Raw genomic sequence first — 21,758 nt, 5'->3', positions numbered from 1 at the left:
ACCCCACCGATCTGTCGCAAACAAATGCCCCTGCCACTGTTCCCGACTACTCCACGGATCAAAATGCCGCTTGTCCAAAACAAAAGCACCGAACGAGCACCCCGCGCTTATAGCTGTTTGAAAAATATCGAGCAAAATCGGCCCAGAGCGCTTAGTAACTTTCGAAAACTTAACCTCGTCAGCCTTTGTGAAATTGTTTTGTTCACGACATGCCTTAATCTCCCGCGAGAGGAAATCAGGATCCTTCGTGCGCACAGCCGCAACAACGAAATGCTTCCCTAAAGTACCTTTACTTCCAGCTTCATCGACAAAGTAGACGGCACTTTCTACAGTCAGCGGCAAACTCACCTGAGGAGGAACGGAACCTCCTTGGCGAGCGGAAGAACTTGCTTGATAGCTTGTCACAGCTGAGATTATATCGCCGCACATGGACGTTAAGTACGGCTTAAGTTAAAGGCTACAAACGAACCCGGTATGCGAAAAAGGTGATGGCCCGCGCCTCGGGGGGTGTGCGCGGGCCATCGGTAACCCGGCATCGGGGGGGTGCGCCGGGGCAGGCCGCACTGTATATCGGGGCCTTGCACATCACATTATGACATGCGAGGGAACAGATGACAACAGCGAGCGACAACATTCCTTGAGATCCCTAACACCGTGCCGATACACTCCCGATTCTTCCTGCTAAGAGGTTACGATGAGCAGGGTAACTCGCACACAGACGGCAGGCCTTCCTCGATGACCGGTACCCCTTTTCCCACTGACGGCGCCACCCGCGCGGCCGCGTTTTTCGACTTGGATAAAACGATCATCGCCACATCCTCTGCCTATGCCTTCGGCCGCGAGTTCATGCACAACGGGCTCATTACCCATGCCGAGGCACTGCAGCTGTCCTTAGCCAAGGCCAGCTATATGCTCGCCGGCCACAGCAGCGAGCACATGGACACCACCCGCGATCAGCTCGCCGCCATGGCCGCCGGCTGGTCAGTCCAGGAGGTCCACGACATCGCGGTGGAGACCATGCACACAGTGGTCACCCCTGCCATTTATGCGGAGGCACGCGCGCTTATCGACGCCCACCGCGCCGCCGGCCACGAGGTGGTGATCATCTCGGCGTCGGCAAGCGTGCTGGTCGAGCCCATCGCGCAGGAGTTGGGCATCGAACACGTCGTGGCCACCGAGCTGGCCGAGGAAGACGGCTGCTTCACCGGAGAGATACTGTTTTATTGCAAAGGCGCCGCAAAAGCCGAGGCATTGGCACGCATTGCTCAGGAGCTCAACGTCGACCCCGACGTATCTTTTGCCTACTCCGATTCCGCCACGGACATCCCGATGCTGGAACAAGTTGGCCACCCCGTGGCCGTGAACCCGGACCGCCTGTTGAAGAAGCATGCCCTTGCTCATGACTGGGAAATCCGCACGTTCAAGCATCCCGTACCGCTCTTCACCGCACCCAGCGCCCGCGAGTTCGGTATTGGCTCGGCGGTCGTGGCCGGCATCGCTGCCCTCGTGGTCGGTGGTGTTTTCTTTGCGCGGCAGCAGCTGCGAGATTAGGCCGCTTGCGCGATGCCGTCGGCTTCGCGGGCGCCGGCCTCCCAGGCGTCGAGAAGCAGCGTAATGAGCACCGCCGGATCCTTGTCATAGGTATCCAGTGCCGCGCGGTAGTCCGCGCGATGCCGGTTGAGGTAGGTCTCGGGCACGGTGAAACCCCGCGGATCGAAGCCGGTATGGATGGCGGCGGTGCGCGCGGCGACGAGCGCCACGGCGGTGCTGCGCGCCCCGAAGAGCGAGCGCGCGGCAATCTCCGCGTGCAGCACCACCGGCAACAAACGGTCAAAATCCACGCCGGCCCCGCGTGTGATGAGCTGCGCCAGCGCCTGCACCACTGCCGGATCCTTCTCGGGACGACCCGCGCCGCCCGCCGCGACATCAATCCGGGCTAGGACCTGCAGCGGTGCCCGCGCGAAGGTGCGCACCGTAGCCTGCTGCTTTTCCGGAGCGAGCAAAGAATAAGCGCTGACCGCGGGTGGGATACCGTCAGCCTCAAGCGGCGCGCCGTCAATCGCCGCGGCCGCCCGCGCACCGCGCAACAGCGACTCGGAAGAAATAACGTCAAACTTGCGCAAGCCCGCGGGACGGCGGTGTACGCGCGCAATCGCTGCGGCAGCGGAACCGGCTTTGTCCTCCACCCCAGAAAGGGCCATCAGCGGGGTCAGCGGGTCAGAATGCGGCATACCCATTACAATAACGCCGTACCCACTTTGCGGGCCGCACCACATGAACTCTGGAAAGTTCATTACTATGGCCGATATAGATTGCGACAAAACAGTAGGAGTTTTTAACCGTGAGCAACGACGGACTATTCACTGACGGGTCCAACAAGTTCGCCCCGAAGGTAGACAGCATTCCCTTGAGCGATGCGGATACCTCCCGCCGTGGCGAAGCATCCATCGGCCAGCTCGTGTCCAACGCCACCGAGCAGATGTCCCAGCTGGTTCGCTCTGAGGTTGAGCTAGCCAAGACCGAGCTCGCTGCTTCTGCCAAGAAGGGCGGCATCGGCGCGGGCATGTTCGGTGTGGCCGGCACCGTGGCTCTGTATAGCTCCTTCTTCTTTTTCTTCTTCCTGGCGGAGCTGCTGGCCGTATGGCTCGACCGCTGGGCTGCCTTCCTGATTGTCTTCCTCATTATGGTCGTCTTGGCCGCCGTCGTGGCCTTCATCGGTTTCAAGCAGGTCAAGCAGGTCAAGGCCCCGGAGAAGACCATCCAGTCCACGAAGGAACTCAAGAAGCTGGTTCCGGGTAAGGCTGAGAAGTCCATCGAGCGTGGTCTCTACACCTAAACCCTCAGGGTCCTTTCTCTCTCTTTACAGCCCCGCCCCGAGCATCTGCGTTCGGGGCGGATTTCGTCTATCTACCCTCCCCCTTCGAAAGGCCCGCCCCTATGAATCCCCTACCGCCCTCCGTAGTGGAGCTTGACGGCCCCTTTGAGCACGAGTTCCTGCACACGCGCGGCATCCGCCTGCACGCCGTCACCGCCGGCAACGCGGATGACCCGCTGGTGCTTTTACTCCATGGTTCTTTCGGCGGGTGGTTCGACTTCCGGAATGTCATTGCCCCGCTTGCCGACGCCGGCTTCCACGTCGCCGCCCTCGACATGCGCGGCTTTGGCATGTCTGACAAACCTCCGCTCGAACCCGGCCAGGATATCCGCGTGGCGGTGGGCGATGTCAGCGGTGCCATCCGCGCATTAGGCCACGATGACGCCTACCTGGTTGGTGCGGATACCGGTGGTGCGGTGGCATGGGCACTGGCTACCGAGCGGCCCGAGCGGGTACGCGGGCTGGTTTCTGTTTCGGCAGCACACCCAACTGATTTGCGCCGCGCCATCGCCGCACGCCCCTGGGATTTCGGGTGGGTTCTCCTACGCGCGGCGTTGTGCCGCCTGGGAAAGATCGGCGCTCCCAGCCTCCTGCTGCGGGAAGATACCTATCACCGGGAGATGGATCTCGATGCCCTCGGATCCTTCAGCGGCGCCGAGCGTGAGGAGGCCCTGCGCTTGCGTGTGGCCTCCTCACGTATTGGAAACGTCCGCCGCGGAATCATCTGGAACCACCGACTGTGCACCGCCGTGGTTCCGCTGAGTTGGCTCGAGCTCGGTGTGCAGTGTCCGACGCTGTTCATTCATGCCGATCAGATGTTGTGGCGGCCGGTAGCCCGGCGCGCGGCGCGACGCTGCCGTGGGGGTTTTACCGCCACCACCATCCCCGGCGCCAAGAACCTCCCCTACCTTGAGAACCCTCACGGTTTTACTCAGACCATCATTCAGTGGCTGCGAGATAGGTAACATTCACTCCCCTCCGTGTCCCACCCCTCTCAGGGGGATGGGACTTTTTTCATTCTCCAACAAAACCGCAGGTCAGGAACAAATACCTACCGATCTATAGCTTTCATTGCGGGACATATTTTTCGATTCCTTGTATATGAGGCGCGCCACGCGGTAGCTTCATAACAAACCAACACCACAGGTTTTCTACATCTTTCGCACCACGGAGGTCTAAGACCCACATGACGCTCAAGAAGACACTTGCTGCTCTCTCTGTCGCTACCCTGCCGCTCACCCTCGCGGCCTGTGGTGGCGATAACTCCGGTTCGGACTCTGCTTCCGGCTCCGCATCCGGTGACGGAATCGTCACCGTCAACGGCTCCGAGCCACAGAACCCGCTCATCCCGGCCAACACCAACGAAACCGGTGGCGGACGCATCGTCGATTCCATCTACGCCGGCTTGGTCTACTACGACGGCGACGGCGAAGCCCAGAACGAGCTGGCTGAATCCATCGAGCCGAACGATGACAACACCGAGTTCACCGTCAAGCTCAAAGAGTCGAAGTTCTCCGACGGCTCCCCGGTGACCGCGAAGAACTTCGTGGACGCCTGGAACTACGCCGTGGCCAATGACCAGCTCAACGCTTCCTTCTTTGCCAACATCAAGGGCTTCGAGGAAGGCGTGAAGGAGATGGAGGGCCTTAAGGTCGTCGACGACCTCACCTTCACCATCGCACTAAACAGCCCGGAGCAGGACTTCCCGGCACAGCTGGGCTACTCCGCGTTCTACCCGCTGCACGAGTCTGCCCTGGAGGACATGGATGCCTTCGGCCAGAACCCGATTGGTAACGGCCCCTACAAGCTGACCGAGTGGAACCACAACCAGGACGCGACCGTCGTCCCGAATGAGGAGTACAAGGGTGGCCAGACCCCGCAGAACGACGGCATCAAGTTCGTCTTCTACGCCGGCCAGGATGCAGCTTACGCCGACCTGCTGGCAGGCAACCTGGACGTCCTCGACGCCATCCCGGACGCTGCCTTCGACGTCTACGAGACCGACCTCGGTGACCGCGCTGTGAACCAGCCGACCGCCGTGTTCCAGTCCTTCACCTTGGGTGAGAACCTCGAGCACTACTCCGGCGAAGAAGGCGTCCTGCGCCGCCAGGCCATCTCCCACGCCATCAACCGCGAGGAGATCACCGAGACCATCTTCAAGGGCACCCGCACCCCGGCCAAGGACTTCACCTCCCCGGTTATGCCGGGCTACTCCGAGGACATCAAGGGCAACGAGGTCCTGAAGTATGACCCGGAGAAGGCCAAGGAACTGTGGGCTGAGGCCGACAAGATCAACAAGTGGGACAACCCGACCCTCGAAATTGCCTACAACTCCGACGGTGGCCACAAGAGCTGGGTGGATGCAACCACCAACTCCATCAAGAACACCCTCGGCATCGAGGCTGTTGGCGCTCCATACCCGGACTTCAAGTCCCTGCGCGATGAGGTAACCAACCGCACCATCAAGACTGCCTTCCGCACCGGCTGGCAGGCAGACTACCCGAGCCAGGCCAGCTTCCTTGCTCCGCTGTACAAGACCAATGGTTCGTCCAACGACGGTGACTACACCAACCCAGAGTTTGACAAGCTTCTCGACGAAGCCCTGACCTCCACCTCCGAGGAAGACGCAATCAAGAAGTACACCGCGGCCCAGGAAATCCTGTTCAAGGACCTGCCGGCCATCCCGCTGTGGTACTCCAACGCCACCGGCGGCTACTCCGAGAACGTCGACAACGTCGTCTTCTCCTGGAAGTCCCAGCCGGTGTACTACAACATCACCAAGAAGTAACGCCACCTTTGCTACTTCGCACGACCCCCGCAACCTCCGTGAGGCGGGGGTCGCCCCACGTTTTCACCCCCGAAATGTGATTAGAAACGCGCTATAGATTTCCCGGAGCGTGGGATCACACATTAGAATTCTCGTAAGCTTTGACCTGCGTCCCAAAAATCGGAGAACGCTGGCAAGTACCTGCCCCACAACGAGTAAAGGACCACACTATGCTGCGCTATATCGGGCGCCGAGTGCTCCAGATGATTCCGGTGTTCTTCGGAGCCACCCTGCTCATCTACGCGCTCGTCTTCTTGATGCCCGGCGATCCAGTCGAAGCCCTTGGCGGTGACCGCGGCCTCACCGAGGCTGCCCGCGCCCGCATTGAGGCTGAATACAACCTCGACAAGCCGTTCATCATTCAGTATCTGCTCTATATCAAGGGCATCTTCATGTTGGACTTCGGCACGACCTTCTCCGGCGTGCCCGTGACCCAGGTGATGGCTAATGCCTTCCCGGTTACCGTGAAGCTCACCGTCATGGCGATCATTTTTGAATCCGTCTTCGGCATCCTCTTCGGCGTCTTCGCCGGTATGCGCCGCGGCGGCTTCTTCGATTCCACCGTGTTGGTCATCTCCCTGCTCGTCATCGCCGTGCCCTCCTTCGTTATCGGCTTCGTCTTCCAGTACCTCGTAGGCATTAAGTGGGGCGTCCTGCCGGTTACCGTCGGCGCTAACGCCACGGTGAAGTCCCTTCTCATGCCGGCCATGGTGCTCGGCGCGCTCTCCCTGGCCTACGTCATCCGCCTGACCCGCCAGTCCGTGGCTGAGAACCTGCGCGCCGACTACGTGCGCACCGCCCGCGCCAAGGGCCTGTCCAACGGCGCGGTGACCCGCCGTCACGTGCTGCGCAACTCGCTGATTCCCGTGGCCACCTTCATCGGCGCCGATATCGGCGCACTCATGACCGGCGCCATCGTGACCGAGGGCATCTTCGGCATCAACGGCGTCGGCGGCACCATGTACCAGGCCATTCTGCGCGGTGAGCCGACCACCATCGTCTCCTTCACCACGGTGTTGGTGATCATCTACATCATCGCCAACCTGCTCGTTGACCTCCTGTACGCCGTACTTGATCCGAGGATTCGCTATGCCTAATTTCGAGAAAACCACTCCCTACCCGGGCCAAGAGCACTTCGTCTCGGAAACCGATGAAACGGGTCTCGGCGCGGTCGACGCCGTCAAGGATGAGTCCGCTCCCTCCTCTCAGTGGGGCGAAGCGTGGCGCTACCTGCGCCGCCGCCCACTGTTCTGGGTCGCTGCCGTGATGATTCTCGTGGCAGTCCTCCTGGCTATCGCACCGGGTCTATTTACTAGCACCGACCCGCGCCTGTGCGAACTATCCAGGTCCCTCGCCCCCGCCGAGCCAGGCCACCCCTTCGGCTTCAACCGCCAGGGTTGTGACATCTATGCCCGCGTGATCTACGGTGCGCGTGCTTCGGTCGCCGTCGGCATCCTCACCACGCTGCTCGTCGTGGTGCTTGGTTCAATGATCGGCGCTATCGCCGGCTTCTTCGGCGGCTGGATCGACTCCGTCCTGTCCCGCATCACCGACATCTTCTTCGCCATCCCGCTGGTGCTCGCCGCCATCGTGGTTATGCAGATGTTCAAGGAGCACCGCACCATCATCACGGTGGTCTTGGTTCTTGGCCTCTTCGGCTGGGTCTCTATCGCCCGCATCACGCGCGGCGCGGTAGTCTCCATCAAGAATGAGGAATTCGTGCAATCCGCGCGCTCCATCGGCGCGTCGAGCTGGCGCATCCTGTTCAGCCACATCCTGCCGAACGCGGCCGCGCCCATCATCTCCTACGCCACCGTGGCGCTGGGTACCTACATCGTCGCCGAGGCCACCCTGTCCTTCCTGGGCATCGGCTTGCCGCCGACGTTCGTGTCCTGGGGCGGAGACATCTCCGACGCGCAGGCCTCCCTGCGTGTTGCCCCGGCAGTTCTGTTCTACCCGGCGGGTGCCTTGGGCCTGACCGTGTTGAGCTTCATCATGATGGGTGACGTCGTCCGCGATGCACTCGATCCGAAGGCGAGGAAGCGTTAATGACTAACCCACTTCTTGAAATGAAGGACGTTCGCATCTCCTTCACCACGTCGACCGGCGTGGTTGAGGCAGTGCGTGGCGTCAATATGACCATCTACCCGGGCCAGTCCGTGGCCATCGTGGGCGAGTCCGGTTCCGGTAAGTCGACCACGGCGATGTCCATCCTGGGCCTGCTGCCGGGCACCGGCAAGGTCACCGGCGGCCAGATCCTCTTCGAAGGCGAGGACATCACTCACTACAACAACAAGCAATTCGAATCGCTGCGCGGCGACAAGATCGGCTTGGTCCCGCAGGATCCCATGTCCAACCTGAACCCGGTATGGCGCATCGGCACGCAGGTTGAAGAGTCTCTCAAGGCCAACCACGTGGTGGAGGGTTCCAAGCGCCACGAACGCGTTGTGGAGCTTCTGGAGGAAGCCGGGCTTCCCGACGCCGAACGCCGCGCCAAGCAGTACCCCCACGAGTTCTCTGGTGGTATGCGCCAGCGCGCGCTCATCGCGATCGGCCTGGCCGCCCGCCCGAAGCTACTCATCGCCGACGAGCCCACCTCCGCGCTGGATGTAACTGTTCAGAAGACCATCCTGGACCACCTGGAGCACCTCACCGAGGAGCTGGGTAACGCCGTTCTCTTCATTACCCACGACCTTGGTCTGGCGGCCGAGCGCGCCGAACACCTCATCGTGATGCACCGCGGCCGCATCGTGGAGTCGGGCCCGTCGCGCGAGATCCTGCGTTCCCCGCAGCACCCTTACACCCGCCGCCTTGTCAAGGCCGCCCCTTCCCTCGCCTCCTCCCGCATCCGCGCGGCCAAGGAAGCTGGCGTGGAGGCCAAGGAACTCAAGTCGGGCGAGGCTATCGGCACCGCCGTCGAACCTGGCTCCACCGCTGCAGATTCCGCTGAAGGTTCATCTTCCGCGGCTCAGGCCCCGGTCATCTCGGTTCGCAACCTCACCAAGGAATTCGACATCCGCGGACAGCGTGGCGGCAAGAAGCTCCTCAAGGCTGTCGACGATGTCTCCTTCGACATCCGCCGCGGCACCACCCTGGCGCTGGTGGGCGAGTCCGGCTCCGGCAAGTCTACGGTGGCAAACATGGTGTTGGGCCTTTTGGAGCCGACCTCCGGCACCATCGAATTCGAAGGCCGTGATACCTCGAAGCTATCGAAGCAGGAACTCTTCAAGCTCCGCCGCAAAATGCAGGTGGTCTTCCAGAACCCTTATGGCTCACTGGATCCGATGTACTCCATTTACAAGTGCATCGAGGAACCCATGGCGCTGCACAAGGTGGGCTCGCGCAAGGAACGCGAGGCCCGCGTGGCCGAGCTTCTCGACATGGTCTCCATGCCTCGCTCCGCCATGCGCCGCTACCCCAACGAGCTCTCCGGCGGCCAGCGCCAGCGCATCGCCATCGCCCGCGCGCTCGCGCTGCGCCCAGAGGTCATCGTCCTCGATGAGGCCGTTTCCGCCCTGGACGTGCTGGTGCAGAACCAGATCATCCAGCTCCTCGCGGAGCTGCAGTCTGAGCTCAGCCTGTCCTATCTCTTCATTACCCACGACCTCGCAGTGGTCCGCCAGACTGCCGACGACGTAGTTGTGATGAAGAAGGGCCAGGCCGTCGAGCAGGGCACCGCCGACGATATCTTCGACAACGCCCAGCAGGAGTACACCCGCAACCTCATCAACTCGGTTCCGGGTATGCACCTCGATATCGGCACGGATATCTAGCTCAAGCGCGCCGACTACCCGTCAACCTTGCTGTGGTTGGCGGGTTCGGCATTGACGGGCCTTTATACCAGCGATAGCGGGCCGCGAAAGACGATGGTCTTTATATGCAATTACTGGACCCAAGACTGTTGAAAAACAACCAGCAATTCCATAAAGTGTACGGTGAGCCATATCACTTCTATGGACTCTAAAGGATCTCTAACACAAGGAATTCTGATGAAGAAAATCACCCTTTTAGCTTTCAGTTTGGCGCTCACCACATCTGGCGCGGGACCTTCTGCTGCCGCCACCAACGTGCAACCGTTCAAAATCTGCGAATACGAGAATGGATCACAATGCACCGGATGGTATCCAAATCCGGACACATGCCGAGACATCTTCAATAAGCCAGGCGTTACTGATTACCAGCTTCGCGCCTGCCTTGCTTGGAGTGGGCACGGGAGTCGGGGATAGGAACGCATAATGTCCACTTCCATCGTGATAATTCTTTTGGCTGTCCTACTCATCTCCCTCCCCGCAGGAATGATGCACCACCGCATTAACAAACGAACACATAGCCATGATCCCGAAGTTCGTCAGGCTGCTGTGGACTTTCAACGAGACGTCAGCAGAGGGCAAATGGGCTTTTAATTCACTCGCCCGCCCTCGCCGAAGACCTATTCCAGAAACCTATGAGACGCAGGAGCCGGTTGGGGTGGCGTCGACAAGCTGCGTAACGTCACCCACGTGGCCGCGCACCTCGTCCGCGGTGAGTGCATAGCCCGTGTCGGAGTCCTCCACGGAGGCACCAAACACAACGCCCAGCACCTGGCCCTCCGGGTTGATCATCGGGCCACCGGAATTGCCCTGCCGGATGCTGCCGCGCACCGTGTAGGCATCGCGCTCCACGCGGCCCGTGGAGTAGATATCCGGCCCGGCAATGGTCAGCCGGTCGCGCACTCGCGCCGGCTCCGCCGTGAACGGACCCGACTGCGGGAATCCCAAGACGATGGCATCATCCCCCGTCACAGCCGCTTGCTCCGCCCACGGCAAAGGCTCCAAGTCCAACCCGGGGCTATGCAGCACCGCAATGTCCACATCCGAGTTGTAGTACACCACGTGCGCCTCCTTGAGCCCGAGCACAGTATCGAGGTGAACCTTATCCGTGCCGGCCACAACGTGGGCGTTCGTGATGACGTAGTCCGGTTCCGTGACAAAGCCTGAGCCCATCAGCCGGCGCGAGCACGCCTCCGCATCACCCAGCACGTGGATTACGGAAGGTCGCACGCGTTCCGCGAGCTCAGGGTCCTCGATGTTCACTGCGGGAGCATCCACCTCCACATCGGCACCGGAGCGCTCCCACGGAGACACCAGCGGCGGCAGCCCAGACTCGTTGAGTAGTGCTGCGATACCGTTCGGCAGCGCCGCTAGGCGCGAGGGTGCCGCTGCATTGAGCGCGCTGAGTACGTGCGACTCACGCAGCGCTTGCCCCGGCCGGCCACCCAGGTTGGATGCCAAAGGCAGGGAAACCAACCAAATCACCACGATGGCCGCCACCGCCTGGAATACCGCACCAATTGAGGAGTCCACGCGCTGCCCCGAGCGGGTGCGCATGCGGTCCCGCAACGCCATGCCAAGCGACGTCCCCACCAGCTGCCCTAAGCCCACCAGCAGAATGAGCACGCCGACAGCCAACAAGAAGCGCACGGCGGCTTGGTCCGCCAAGCCCATCGCCAGCGGGGCAACCACAGTTCCCAGCACCAGCCCCGCAATGATTCCCACGGCGGCGAGGACCGCTGCTAAGGCGCCCTGCCGCCAACCCACGCGAACAGCGAGGAGCACGGCAACCACGATCAGGATGTCAACAGCAAGAGACACAGAGGGAATGCTTTCTTAAGGGCTAAAAGGGGCAGAAACTAACCTATCTTCTCATTATTCAAGGAGCGGTTGAGTGATTCACGCAGATCGTGAACCATTTTCTTATCCCATTTCACGCTCCAGCCCGCATGATCCATCAGCCCAGACAGCACTCCCGCGGTAAAGCCCCACACCAGGTAGCCCCGCGTCCGAAACGCCGGCCCCTTCCAGCGGCCAAATCCCACCATCATGCGATTCGTGGGATCCGCCAGCTCCCGCAAAGGGACGGTGAAGACATCATCGGTTTCCGCGGGGCTCGCCGGCCACACGTCACCCGGTTTATGCCAATACGCCAGGACCGGGCTCACGGTGTTGCCGGTAGCTGGGATATCCAGCTTGCTCCACTGCTCAAGGGGCGTGACGGTGGAGCGGTCGAGGCCGGTTTCTTCTTCGGCTTCGCGCAGGGCGGCGTCGACAAGCGAAGTGTCCTCTTCATCCTTGCGCCCACCAGGAAATGCAATCTGGCCGGAGTGCGAGCGCATCGAGGGCGAACGGTGCGTGAGCAGCACCTCGCCATCCTCAAAGCTCGTGCCCTTCAGCAGCACCAACACTGCCGATTCGCGGCGGCGCCGAGCGGCCGGGAGGTGACGGATGAGGTGCTCTTGTACCTTGCCGGCATCAACCCCGAGCGCGGGGTGCAGCCACTCAGGGGCGTGCGCAGGAAACAGTCGGCTCATTTAAGAACCTCCTCGACGGCCTCCTCCAATTCTTCGGCGGAGCTAAACGGTTTGATGAACTTCTCTTCCACCTTGCCATCGCGCACCACGAGGGTGATGGGGATGACGCCCGGCAGCCCGAGCTCGCCAGCGAAGGTCCCATCCTCGTCCTGGTAGCTGGGGATGTCGACCTGCAGGTCACTCAAAAGCGCAGCACCGTTGGCGGCGTTCGCATCCGCATGCACGCCGACGACATTCCACGTCGAGTGCGAGCGTGCAAGGTCTTCGAAGAAGGGCAGCTCCGTGCGGCACGGCTCGCACCACCATGCCCACAACGTGACGATCTGAACGTTCTTGGCCGCCGCGGTACCGGCCGCTCCTAAGCAGGGAAGGTCCACCCCAGCAATGGGCCCCTCGGGGCACTTGGGACGCTTGGCTACTTCTTGCTCCTGCGCCTCGGGGACGGGGACCTCCGGCTCATCATCCTCAAGGAGATTCACCACGCCGACGAACGCGAGTGCCGCCAGCGCAACAATGGCTGCGATGCTCACCTTCACGTATCCGGGCCACCGAGAATATTGGCTCATTGCTCCACCTTAACCCCGCGACGGGCACCATGGGGCGAGGACGCAGGCCGTGCACTTCGGCTTCCGGGCGGTGCACACGCGCCGCCCATGGAGGATGAGGCGGTGAGAGAATACGGTTTGTTCCTCTTCGGGCACGCGCTTGGCGACGTCCCTCTCAATCGCCCGCGGCGTCTTCGCCTCGGTCAGACCGAGCCGCTGACTCAGTCGCGTGACGTGGGTATCCACGGTGATTCCCGGCAGCCCAAAGGCATTTCCCCGCACCACCAACGCGGTCTTGCGGCCGACGCCGGGCAGCGAGGTGAGCTCGTCGATGCCGCGTGGTACCTGCCCGTCGAAGTCCGCGACGAGCTTTTCACCGATGCCCAACAGGTGGCCGGCCTTCATGCGCTGAAAGCCGAGTGGGCGGAGAATGCGCTCAAGGTCGGCGCGGTCCGCGGCGGCATAATCCGGCGCGGAGGGGTAGGCTGCGAACAGCTCCGGGGTGACCTGGTTGACGCGGGCATCCGTGCACTGTGCTGAAAGCACTGTCGCTACGAGTAGCTCAAGGGGGTTGGTGAAGTCTAGTTCACAGTCGGCATCGGGATATTCGTCCGCGAGGGCGGTACGAATATGGGCAACACGCGCTTCCTCGGTATCATCGTCATGCTGTGCAAAAAGGTCAGGGGACATAGAAGTAACTCTAGTGACGGAAGTTAGAATGGAAAGCATGATTTCGCTCGTTGTCCTCGTCCCGCTGTGCCTCGCCCTGTTTGCCATTCTCATGGAAAAGCTAGAGGCAACGGCCTTCGAGAATTAAACAGATTAGTAAAGGCATGTGACTATTTTTCCCGTTGGTGGAAATAGTGACTAATTGCACTGTATGATGTTGTGCAGTGCCTCGTGGCGCACTGGAGACTAGGTGCGTCAAAATAGACCAAACCAGCTTGCGTCCAAGTGTTTTCCTCGCTGCGCAGGCTTTAAGGAGTAACAGTGGAAGGCGTACAGGACATCCTCTCCCGCGCTGGCATTTTCCAGGGCGTCGATCCGGTAGCAGTACAAAACCTCATCGAGCAAATGGAAACCGTCCGTTTCCCGCGCGGCACCACCATTTTCGAGGAAGGAGAGCCGGGCGACCGCCTCTACATCATCACCTCGGGAAAGATTAAGCTTGCTCGCCACGCCCCGGATGGCCGTGAGAACCTGCTGACCGTGATGGGTCCGTCCGATATGTTCGGTGAGCTTTCTATCTTCGATCCGGGCCCGCGCACCTCATCCGCTGTGTGCGTCACCGAGGTCACCGCCGCCACGATGAACTCCGAAATGCTCAAGCAGTGGGTGGCCGATCATCCGGCGATTGCGCAGCAGCTGCTGCGCGTGCTGGCCCGCCGTCTGCGTCGCACCAACGCCAACCTGGCGGACCTCATCTTTACCGATGTTCCGGGCCGCGTGGCCAAGACCCTGCTGCAGCTGGCTAACCGCTTCGGCTCGCAAGAGGGCGGTGCACTGCGCGTGAACCACGACCTCACTCAGGAAGAGATCGCCCAGCTCGTCGGCGCGTCCCGCGAGACCGTCAACAAGGCGCTGGCCACCTTCGCCCACCGCGGCTGGATTCGCTTGGAAGGCAAGTCGGTGCTCATCGTCGATACCGAGCACTTGGCTCGCCGCGCGCGCTAGGCCTTAAAGGCCGAGCCAGCATATGCCGCCTCCGGGCGGCTGTGGCCCAATGCAAAATCCCCCGAGAATTTCTCGGGGGATTTTCCTATGCGGTGTTTTAGTTCTGAGCCGCGAGGTACTTCAGCGCAGTGCGCGTGGATTGCTCGGCGGCGTGGCGAAGGACCGGGTCTACGTCGTCGTACATCTCATCGACGAGGGTCTTAACGTCAACATCCTCGCCAAGGCGCCCGCGGACCTCTTTAATCTGATCCAAGCGGTGGTGACGGCGGTCAATGTACTTGCGGGCAACCGCGGAGGTGTCCTCCAAGTCCGGGCCATGCCCCGGGAAGAGTGCTACATCCTTGCCGCGCTCTTCGAGAAGGTCCAGCGTCTTCAGGTAGGCGCCCAAGTCACCATCGGTCTCAGACAGGAGCACGGTGTGACGGCCAGCGATGGTATCACCGGTCAGAATTCCCTCCAGGGTGGAGTGCTTAGCCTCTTCGGACCATACGAAGAAGCAGGTGGAATCCGCAGTGTGGCCAGGGGTATGGACCACCTCGAGTTGCGGGGTGATGCCGTCGACGGTGATCACTTCGCCGTCGACAAGCGCCTCCGCGCCGTTGCAGTAGTTCGGATCGAACGCGCGAATCGGAGCGCCGGTGAGCTGGCGCAGACGCTGAGCGCCCGAGGCGTGATCATCGTGGCGGTGAGTGAGAAGGATCAGTGCTACCTCGCCCGCTTTCGCGGTCACAACGTTGAGATGCCCCTCATCCTCTGGGCCTGGATCGACCACAATGGCGCGGGAATCTTCTCCGGCGCGAATGATCCACGTGTTGGTGCCTTCCAAGGCGGTGTAGCTGGGATTATCGCACAGCACGACACCGACGGACTGGCTCACGGGACGCAATTGGCTATATGCAGGATGCTCCATGGTTCTAACCCTATCCGATTACTCAGCGATTTCTACGATAACTTCGATCTCAACGGGGGAATCCTTCGGAAGGACCGCTACCCCCACTGCAGAACGCGCGTGAACACCGGCATCACCAAAGACCTCCCCGAGGAAGTTCGAGGCACCGTTGATAACCGCGGCCTGATCCGTAAAGGATGGAGCCGAGGCGACGAAGCCGACCACCTTCACCACGCGGGTGACACGGTCGAGGCCCACGAGCCCATCGATGGCAGCCAACGCGTTTAGCGCGGCCGTGCGCGCCAGCTCCTGTGCCTTCTCGAGGTCCACTTCTGCGCCAACCTTACCGGTAGCAGGCAATTCGCCGCCTACGACGGGCAGCTGACCGGAGGTCCATACCTGGTTTCCTACCTGGATGGCCGGGATATAGGACGCGAGAGGGACCGCGACAGAAGGAAGCTCGACGCCGAGTTCTTCCAGGCGTGCGAGGGCGCCCATTAGGACTCCTCCAGAGGGCGCTTGAAATAGGCGACGACATTCTCCGGGTTCATGCCCGGGGTGATAGTGACGAGCTCCCAGCCGTCCTCACCCCAGGAATCGAGGATTTGTTTCGTCGCGTGCGTAAGAACCGGCGCGGTTGCATATTCCCATTTAGTCATGGGCCCAATGCTACTAAATACCGATGAGTTCGCCACCCTCAGCAAGGTAATGCGCCCAGCTGGTGATGTGCGGATTCTTGCGCAGGAGGGCGCGGCGCTGGCGCTCCGTGAGGCCGCCCCACACGCCAAACTCCACGCGGTTATCAAGGGCATCCGCGCGACACTCGTTCAACACTGGGCAGTGACGGCAAATCACCGCAGCCTTACGCTGCTCTGCCCCTCGCACGAACAGTGCATCAGGGTCACCGTTGCGGCACTTGGCTTGGGTAACCCACTCACCACGCTCGGAGGTTAACGAGGCATTCTTTACCATTGCGGACCGTCCTGCACCTTTGACACTGACTGCCATGGCTAGGTAACTCCTTCCAAGTTCCCCCCGTCGTAGTGGAAGATCATGAATAACCCTCAACCCGACGGAATATTATGTACCATTGGTAAGTCTATTCACAGACCGGTATACCTGTCTAACAGGTCACACTTTAGGGGGGTCTCCCGGATCTGCACCTGAACCACTAGTGTGTGGAGGGTGACTGTCATCAAATCCCTGGGAAAGCTCGTCCTGTCCACAGCACTGGTCGGCATCCTCATCGCGCTGGCCATCGCCCCCGTCGCCGGCGTCAGTGGCGTTGCCGTGGCCAGGACGAACGACACGATGCAATCGGACATCCAGGATCTCACCAGCGGGGATACCCCCGGCGTGAGCACCATCTTGGATGCCAAGGGCAACCCCCTTGCCTACATCTACGAACAGCGCCGCCATCCGGTACAGCCGGATGAGATCTCCGACGCTATGAAGCAGGCAGTCGTGGCCATCGAGGACCGCCGCTTCTATGAGCACGAAGGCGTCGATCTGCAGGGCAACGTCCGCGCTTTGTGGACCAACTTGGCCGCGGGCGGCGTCTCCCAGGGCGCGTCCACGCTGGATCAGCAGTACGTGAAGAACTATCTCCTCCTCGTCAATGCCACCACGGATGAAGAACGGCAAGCCGCAACCGAGCAATCCATAGCCCGCAAGCTGCGTGAGATGCGCATGGCGACGGATATCGACGCCAAGCTTTCCAAGGATGAGATCCTCACCAACTATCTCAACCTCGTGCCCTTTGGCAACCACTCCTACGGTATCGAGGCCGCCGCCCGCACCTATTTCGGCTCCGATGCCGCGCACCTCACCGTGCCACAGGCAGCGATGCTCGCCGGCATGGTGCAATCCTCGGAGTATCTCAATCCCTACACCAACGAGGAAGGCGTGCTCGAACGCCGCAATGTGGTGCTCCAAGCTATGGTCGACACCGGCTCCCTGTCCCAGGAGGACGCCGATGCCTATGCCCAAGAACCCCTCGGCGTGTTGGATAGCCCCGCCACGCTGCCCAATGGCTGCATCGGCGCGGGTGATCGCGGTTTCTTCTGCGACTACGTGATGGACTACCTCGCCGATAAGGGCATCGACCGCGAGCATCTAGCACGCGGTGGCCTGACCGTAAAAACCACCCTTGACCCCGACGTCCAGGACCAAGCTCTCAACGCAGTACGCAGCCACACCGCCCCGGATACCGAGGGCGTAGCGGAAGTCATGAACGTGATCAAGCCGGGCACTGATTCCCGCAAGGTCCTCGCCATGGTGTCCTCGCGCACCTACGGGCTCGACCTTGCCAACAACGAAACCCTCCTGCCCCAGCCCAATTCGCTGGTGGGCAACGGCGCCGGCTCCGTGTTCAAACTCTTTACAGCCGCGGCCGCCTTGGAATCGGGCTACGGCATCAAAGACAAACTGGCAGTGCCCAAACGCTACGAGGCGGAAGGGCTAGGCTTCGGCGGCGCTGAGAACTGCCCACCCAACAAGTACTGCGTGGAAAACGCCGGCAGCTACGCCTCCACGATGACCATGCAGGACACTCTCGCCTACTCCCCCAACACCCCCTTCATCCAGCTCACTGAGCAGCTTGGCGTCGAGCGCATCGTCGACATCGCCGTGAAGCTCGGCCTGCGCTCCTACGAGGAGCCCGGCAGCTACGACGGCGAATCCTCCATCGCCGACCACATTAAGGACTCCAACCTGGGCTCCTTCACGCTCGGCCCGACGGCGGTGAACGCGCTCGAGCTTTCCAACGTGGGCGCGACGGTGGCGTCGGAAGGCATGTGGTGCGAGCCGAACCCCATCGAGGAGGTCACGGACTCCCACGGTAACGAGGTGTACCTCAAGCACACCCCGTGCGAACGCGCGGTGGGCAAAGAGGTGGCCAAGGCGCTGGAAAACAACATGACCGCCGATACTGAAAAGGGCACGGCGGCCGATTCTGCGCGTGCTGCGGGCTTCAGCGGCAAGGCCGCCGCCAAGACTGGTACCACGGAGTCCAACCAGTCCTCGGCATTCCTCGGCTTCAACTCTGAGGTTGCTGCCGCGCCGTATATCTACAATGACGGCACCACCACGAGCCCGCTGTGCACCGGGCCCGTGCGCCAGTGCGCCAACGGCAACCTCTTCGGTGGCAAGGAGCCCGCATCAACGTTCTACACCATGGCCGCGCGCGTTCCCGATGCGCTGAAGGGAACGGTGCCGGACTACGACCGCGCTTATGATTCGGGCACGGTATCGCCGCTTATCGACGGGTTGAAGGGCAAGTCCGAAAGCCAAGCCCGCTCCGCTCTAGAGAAGGCTGGCTACGTGGTCAAAACCACCGAGGTGCCCGCGCCCGGCGTGGGCTACGGCAAGGTGGTTCGTGTCATCACCGGTGCATCCGGCACTAAGAAGGGTGCGGAGGTAACGCTGCAGCTTTCCGACGGCTCCGCTGGCGACTCCGCAAGCTCCGGCACCTCCAACTCCAGCTACTACACCCCGTCGGCGCCGAGCGGCAACGGCGGTGGCACGGACAATGGCCAGCCGGCTACTCAGTCCGACCCGCTGTTCTCCCAAGAGGATGTCGACCGCCTGACGAACGACGTGCGGGATTTCTTCGGGCTTTAGCGCAGAGCGCTAAAGCGTAAAAACGGGCTACAGCGTGACAAGGAGCTAGAGCGTGACAAGGAGCTAGAGCGTAAAACGGGCTACAGCGTGGGTGCTAGCGCTCCTGCGCTAACACGCTAGTTGAGGGCGGCCTTGACCGCGGTGGACAGGCGCTTGCCGTCGGCGCGCCCAGCAGCCTTGGCGGTGGCCACCTTCATCACGTTGCCCATCTGCTTGATGGTCACCGGCTCGCCGGAATCCTTCTCAACCTCGGCGATGGATTCAGCGACGAGGGAGTTCAGGGCGTCGTCGTCAAGCTGCTCCGGCTGGTAGGCCTCGAAGAAGGGGACGTCGACAAGCTCTGCCTCCGCCAACTCCGGGCGGCCGTTTTCCGCGTAGACCTCTGCGGACTCGCGGCGCTTTTTAATCTCACGGGCGATGACCTTGAGGATGTCCTCATCGGTGATCTCGTGGCGGGAACCAGAAGTTTCCTCCGCCTGGATGGCAGACAGCAGAGAACGGATGGCGCTCGTACGGGCCTTATCCTTGGCCTTCATCGAGGTCTTGAGGTCAGCACGGATAGTTTCTTTCAACTCACTCATGCCCTTCAATCTACGCCTGCCGGCCAGGTAGTGTGGTGAAGGTGAAGATTTTCCCTGTTCTTGGCGGACTCGCCGCCGCCGGCCTAGGCGTTGCCGCGTGGGCGCACTCAGAACTCACCAAGTTTGAGCTCAAGGAGTACACCCTGCCGCTTCTGGAGCCCAGTACGCTGCGCGAGGAGTCCGAGTTCCGTATCCTGCACGTGTCCGACCTCCACATGATCCCGGGCCAGCGAGCCAAAATCGAGTGGGTCTCAGGCCTCGATGCCCTTGACCCGCACTTGGTGATCAACACCGGTGACAATCTCTCCGACAAGCGCGCTGTCCCCGAGGTACTCCGCGCCCTGGGCCCGTTGCTGAGCCGCCCGGGGATGTTCTGTTTTGGCACCAACGACTACTGGGCGCCGCGTATCCCGAACCCCTTCAACTACCTGATTGGGAAGAAGAACGAACCCTCCTACGTGAACCTGCCTTGGAAGGGCATGCGCGCGGCCTTCGTGGAACACGGCTGGCACGACGCCAACCAGGCCCGCGTGGAGTTCAAGGTAGGCGACGTCCGCCTCGCTGCCGCCGGCGTGGACGACCCACACCACGACTTAGATGACTACTCCGAAATCGCCGGCATCCCGAACGAGGACGCCGACCTTTCCTTGGCACTGCTACATTCCCCGGAACCCCGCGTCCTAGAGAAGTTCGCGGCCGACGGCTACCAGCTGTCCCTGTCCGGGCACACGCACGGCGGCCAGCTCTGCCTGCCTTTCAAGGTGGCGGGTTCGCGCTCCATCGTGACCAACTGCGGCATCGACCGCGTTCGCGCGGAGGGCCTACACCGGTTCGGAGAGATGTACATGCACGTCTCCAACGGGCTGGGTACCTCCAAGTTCGTCCCCTTCCGCGTCTTCTGCCGCCCGTCGGCCACGCTGCTGCGCATCACCGAGAAGGCCGCCTAGGGATACCCCCTCCACGCTGCCGTTTTGTCCTTTCAGGCTGGGGTGCGTTACAGTAATCCGGTACCGCTTAGAGCGAGACACCGGGATATGGCGCAGCTTGGTAGCGCGCTTCGTTCGGGACGAAGAGGTCGCAGGTTCAAATCCTGTTATCCCGACCACTAAACCCGCAGGAAACTGCGGGTTCTTTTCGTTTTCACCGGGCGGCGGGCAGGGCGCCCGCCCTCCTAGAAGCTGGAGGAACCACCCGAGCCGGAAAAGCCCGAGCTAAACCCGCTGTTGACGCCGCCGCTGCTGCCGGAAGAGCTTTCGCGGGCGGCAGTCGCGTCGCTGTCCCAGGTGCTCACAACATAGAAGGGCACGTAGCCGTGGTAGCCAGAGCCAGCGAAGAAGTTGGAGTCATAGATATGCGTGCGCTCGGGGCGCTCCTCGGCCTCATTGCGCTTCTGCAGCTGTGCCTGCAGGTGCTCCGAGAGCAGCGCAGAGCGGTCCAAGAGCTCCAAGTAGCGTTCCATGAACTGCGGATGATTCGGTTCCTGGGACAAAGCAACGGCGGCACCTTCCAGCTCCTTGGCGTGACGCTCCAGAGACGAGTCGATATCCGCCGCTAGGTAACCCGCCTGGGCTAGGTCTTTACCCAACTCGTAGAGCTCGAAGCGGCGGGCGTCGGCATCAGCGTCTTCGATTCGGTGCAGCTTGTCGATGTTGGCCTCGGCGGTTTCCACGCGCTCACACAGTTCGCGCGCGTGAGCGATGGGTTCGGCATGCGAGCGGAACTGGTCATCCGGCGCGTCAGCCGGTATCGACATCAGCGAGCCCACCTGGGAGTCGATAGCGAGGAAGTCATCACGCAGGCCCTCCCAGTCCTCGCGCAAACGCTCATCCACGAGGCCGGATTGCAGCGAGTGCGCCCGGATATCGATCTCCCGCAGGCGCTGCGCCACATCGGTATAGGTCTGCGACACATAATCCCAATCCTCGCGCGCCTGCTGCGCGTTCTTCTGACGGCTGCGGCGAGTACCGCCAACGATGCCTGCGCCCGCGCCACCAACGCTCAGGCCCGCTACCCCCAGACCAATGGCCGCCCCGATGCGCCCTTCTTTCGCGCCCTCATACTGGGTATCCGCAGCGCGGTCCACGTCGATCGCAGCCGCCGCACCCGCAAAGAGACCAGCAGGAATGTTGTCATCCCGCACGCCCGGCTTAATGGCTTCGATGGACTGCTCGAGATGGCTATCTTTCTTGCGCAGCTTCATCTGTTCGGCCACGTCCTCACCCGCGAAGACGAAGGCCTGGCGCGGATCGAGGCCGACGCCGACGAAGACTTGGCCATCGGCAAACTTATCCTTGCCGATAAGCTCCGGGTGATTGTCACGCAAATACTCCTCCACGGAGTCGTTGACGTTTTCTTTGTTCTTGGCAAAGAGGCTCTTCCGGTTTCGGGGTGCGTAGCGGG

The 21,758-nt window shown here is 61.6% G+C and carries 22 protein-coding genes and 1 tRNA gene; 11 read left to right on the top strand and 12 right to left on the bottom strand.

Going from position 1 to position 21,758, the window contains the following annotated elements:
• Nucleotides 1-405 (bottom strand): hypothetical protein (locus HMPREF3056_RS13255; protein ID WP_141759826.1); only part of this gene is annotated, 405 nt, incomplete at its 3' end.
• Nucleotides 406-735: 330 nt separating this feature from the next.
• On the opposite strand from HMPREF3056_RS13255, the gene HMPREF3056_RS00105 reads away from it, so the two are divergent.
• Nucleotides 736-1,551, top strand: a complete 816-nt coding sequence (locus tag HMPREF3056_RS00105; RefSeq protein ID WP_070753887.1) for an HAD family hydrolase — start codon at nucleotides 736-738, stop codon at nucleotides 1,549-1,551.
• Here HMPREF3056_RS00105 and HMPREF3056_RS00100 read toward each other — a convergent pair.
• Nucleotides 1,548-2,237: a type III PLP-dependent enzyme domain-containing protein gene (locus HMPREF3056_RS00100; RefSeq protein ID WP_070753886.1), complete on the bottom strand. Its 690-nt coding sequence runs from the start codon at nucleotides 2,235-2,237 to the stop codon at nucleotides 1,548-1,550. The two genes, HMPREF3056_RS00105 and HMPREF3056_RS00100, sit on opposite strands and share 4 nt — an antisense overlap.
• A gap of 104 nt (nucleotides 2,238-2,341) precedes the next feature.
• On the opposite strand from HMPREF3056_RS00100, the gene HMPREF3056_RS00095 reads away from it, so the two are divergent.
• The 6 genes from HMPREF3056_RS00095 to HMPREF3056_RS00070 all read left to right on the top strand — a co-directional run bounded on the left by HMPREF3056_RS00095 (nucleotide 2,342) and on the right by HMPREF3056_RS00070 (nucleotide 9,475).
• A complete protein-coding gene (locus HMPREF3056_RS00095) occupies nucleotides 2,342-2,836 on the top strand; it encodes a phage holin family protein (RefSeq protein WP_046647879.1) in 495 nt (164 codons plus the stop codon).
• Between the two features lie 101 nt (nucleotides 2,837-2,937).
• Nucleotides 2,938-3,840: an alpha/beta fold hydrolase gene (locus HMPREF3056_RS00090; protein ID WP_070753885.1), complete on the top strand. Its 903-nt coding sequence runs from the start codon at nucleotides 2,938-2,940 to the stop codon at nucleotides 3,838-3,840.
• Between the two features lie 221 nt (nucleotides 3,841-4,061).
• On the top strand, nucleotides 4,062-5,663 hold the full coding sequence (locus tag HMPREF3056_RS00085) for a peptide ABC transporter substrate-binding protein (protein WP_070753884.1): 1,602 nt from the start codon (nucleotides 4,062-4,064) through the stop codon (nucleotides 5,661-5,663).
• Between the two features lie 209 nt (nucleotides 5,664-5,872).
• Nucleotides 5,873-6,799, top strand: a complete 927-nt coding sequence (locus HMPREF3056_RS00080; RefSeq protein WP_010189948.1) for an ABC transporter permease — start codon at nucleotides 5,873-5,875, stop codon at nucleotides 6,797-6,799.
• Nucleotides 6,792-7,751: an ABC transporter permease gene (locus HMPREF3056_RS00075; RefSeq protein ID WP_049157862.1), complete on the top strand. Its 960-nt coding sequence runs from the start codon at nucleotides 6,792-6,794 to the stop codon at nucleotides 7,749-7,751. Before HMPREF3056_RS00080 ends, HMPREF3056_RS00075 begins: the two co-directional genes overlap by 8 nt.
• On the top strand, nucleotides 7,751-9,475 hold the full coding sequence (locus tag HMPREF3056_RS00070) for a dipeptide ABC transporter ATP-binding protein (RefSeq protein ID WP_049157861.1): 1,725 nt from the start codon (nucleotides 7,751-7,753) through the stop codon (nucleotides 9,473-9,475). The genes HMPREF3056_RS00075 and HMPREF3056_RS00070 overlap by 1 nt, the downstream gene beginning before the upstream one ends.
• Before the next feature lie 669 nt (nucleotides 9,476-10,144).
• Here the strand turns inward: HMPREF3056_RS00070 and HMPREF3056_RS00065 are convergent.
• The 4 genes from HMPREF3056_RS00065 to nth are packed head-to-tail and all read right to left on the bottom strand — an operon-like array spanning nucleotide 10,145 to nucleotide 13,283.
• Nucleotides 10,145-11,332 carry a MarP family serine protease gene (locus HMPREF3056_RS00065; protein WP_070516346.1) on the bottom strand — a complete coding sequence of 396 codons (1,188 nt, stop codon included), beginning with the start codon at nucleotides 11,330-11,332 and terminating at the stop codon, nucleotides 10,145-10,147.
• A gap of 38 nt (nucleotides 11,333-11,370) precedes the next feature.
• Nucleotides 11,371-12,048, bottom strand: coding sequence for an NUDIX hydrolase (locus HMPREF3056_RS00060; RefSeq protein WP_070753883.1), 678 nt, complete (start codon nucleotides 12,046-12,048; stop codon nucleotides 11,371-11,373).
• Complete coding sequence (locus HMPREF3056_RS00055; protein WP_070753882.1) at nucleotides 12,045-12,614, bottom strand: TlpA family protein disulfide reductase; 570 nt, start codon at nucleotides 12,612-12,614, stop codon at nucleotides 12,045-12,047. Before HMPREF3056_RS00055 ends, HMPREF3056_RS00060 begins: the two co-directional genes overlap by 4 nt.
• 9 nt (nucleotides 12,615-12,623) lie before the next feature.
• Nucleotides 12,624-13,283, bottom strand: coding sequence for an endonuclease III (gene nth, locus HMPREF3056_RS00050; RefSeq protein WP_049157849.1), 660 nt, complete (start codon nucleotides 13,281-13,283; stop codon nucleotides 12,624-12,626).
• A gap of 300 nt (nucleotides 13,284-13,583) precedes the next feature.
• Between nth and glxR the strand changes: the two genes are divergently transcribed.
• The gene (glxR, locus tag HMPREF3056_RS00045) at nucleotides 13,584-14,267 is read left to right on the top strand and encodes a CRP-like cAMP-activated global transcriptional regulator GlxR (RefSeq protein WP_046647888.1); all 684 of its coding nucleotides are present in this window, start codon (nucleotides 13,584-13,586) and stop codon (nucleotides 14,265-14,267) included.
• Nucleotides 14,268-14,364: 97 nt separating this feature from the next.
• On the opposite strand, the gene HMPREF3056_RS00040 is transcribed toward glxR, so the two are convergent.
• Genes HMPREF3056_RS00040 through HMPREF3056_RS00030 form a run of 4 tightly spaced genes read right to left on the bottom strand, consistent with a single transcriptional unit; the run spans nucleotide 14,365 to nucleotide 16,164 of the window.
• Nucleotides 14,365-15,177, bottom strand: a complete 813-nt coding sequence (locus HMPREF3056_RS00040; RefSeq protein ID WP_046647889.1) for an MBL fold metallo-hydrolase — start codon at nucleotides 15,175-15,177, stop codon at nucleotides 14,365-14,367.
• An 18-nt stretch (nucleotides 15,178-15,195) separates the two neighbouring features.
• Entirely contained in the window at nucleotides 15,196-15,654 is a 459-nt protein-coding gene (locus tag HMPREF3056_RS00035; protein ID WP_046647890.1) for a RidA family protein, read from the bottom strand.
• On the bottom strand, nucleotides 15,654-15,815 hold the full coding sequence (locus HMPREF3056_RS13250; protein ID WP_010189965.1) for a Sp36 family protein: 162 nt from the start codon (nucleotides 15,813-15,815) through the stop codon (nucleotides 15,654-15,656). The genes HMPREF3056_RS00035 and HMPREF3056_RS13250 overlap by 1 nt, the downstream gene beginning before the upstream one ends.
• Before the next feature lie 13 nt (nucleotides 15,816-15,828).
• Nucleotides 15,829-16,164, bottom strand: coding sequence for a WhiB family transcriptional regulator (locus tag HMPREF3056_RS00030; RefSeq protein WP_175974779.1), 336 nt, complete (start codon nucleotides 16,162-16,164; stop codon nucleotides 15,829-15,831).
• 177 nt (nucleotides 16,165-16,341) lie between these two features.
• Here HMPREF3056_RS00030 and HMPREF3056_RS00025 point away from each other — a divergent pair, with 177 nt between their 5' ends.
• On the top strand, nucleotides 16,342-18,777 hold the full coding sequence (locus HMPREF3056_RS00025) for a transglycosylase domain-containing protein (protein ID WP_049157846.1): 2,436 nt from the start codon (nucleotides 16,342-16,344) through the stop codon (nucleotides 18,775-18,777).
• Nucleotides 18,778-18,893: 116 nt separating this feature from the next.
• Here the strand turns inward: HMPREF3056_RS00025 and HMPREF3056_RS00020 are convergent, their stop codons facing one another.
• Nucleotides 18,894-19,358, bottom strand: a complete 465-nt coding sequence (locus HMPREF3056_RS00020; RefSeq protein ID WP_049157842.1) for a GatB/YqeY domain-containing protein — start codon at nucleotides 19,356-19,358, stop codon at nucleotides 18,894-18,896.
• 41 nt (nucleotides 19,359-19,399) lie between these two features.
• Here HMPREF3056_RS00020 and HMPREF3056_RS00015 point away from each other — a divergent pair, with 41 nt between their 5' ends.
• Nucleotides 19,400-20,305, top strand: a complete 906-nt coding sequence (locus HMPREF3056_RS00015) for a metallophosphoesterase (RefSeq protein ID WP_049157917.1) — start codon at nucleotides 19,400-19,402, stop codon at nucleotides 20,303-20,305.
• An 81-nt stretch (nucleotides 20,306-20,386) separates the two neighbouring features.
• A tRNA-Pro gene (locus tag HMPREF3056_RS00010) sits at nucleotides 20,387-20,463 on the top strand.
• 66 nt (nucleotides 20,464-20,529) lie between these two features.
• Here the strand turns inward: HMPREF3056_RS00010 and HMPREF3056_RS00005 are convergent.
• Nucleotides 20,530-21,758: DUF5129 domain-containing protein (locus tag HMPREF3056_RS00005; RefSeq protein WP_070753881.1), on the bottom strand; the 1,229-nt coding region annotated here is incomplete at its 5' end.

Origin of the sequence: Corynebacterium sp. HMSC056F09 (genome assembly GCF_001815785.1) — a bacterium.
GTDB lineage: Bacteria > Actinomycetota > Actinomycetes > Mycobacteriales > Mycobacteriaceae > Corynebacterium > Corynebacterium hiratae.
The sequence above is the reverse complement of the archived record's forward strand: the minus strand, read 5'-3'. Positions and strand labels throughout refer to the sequence as shown.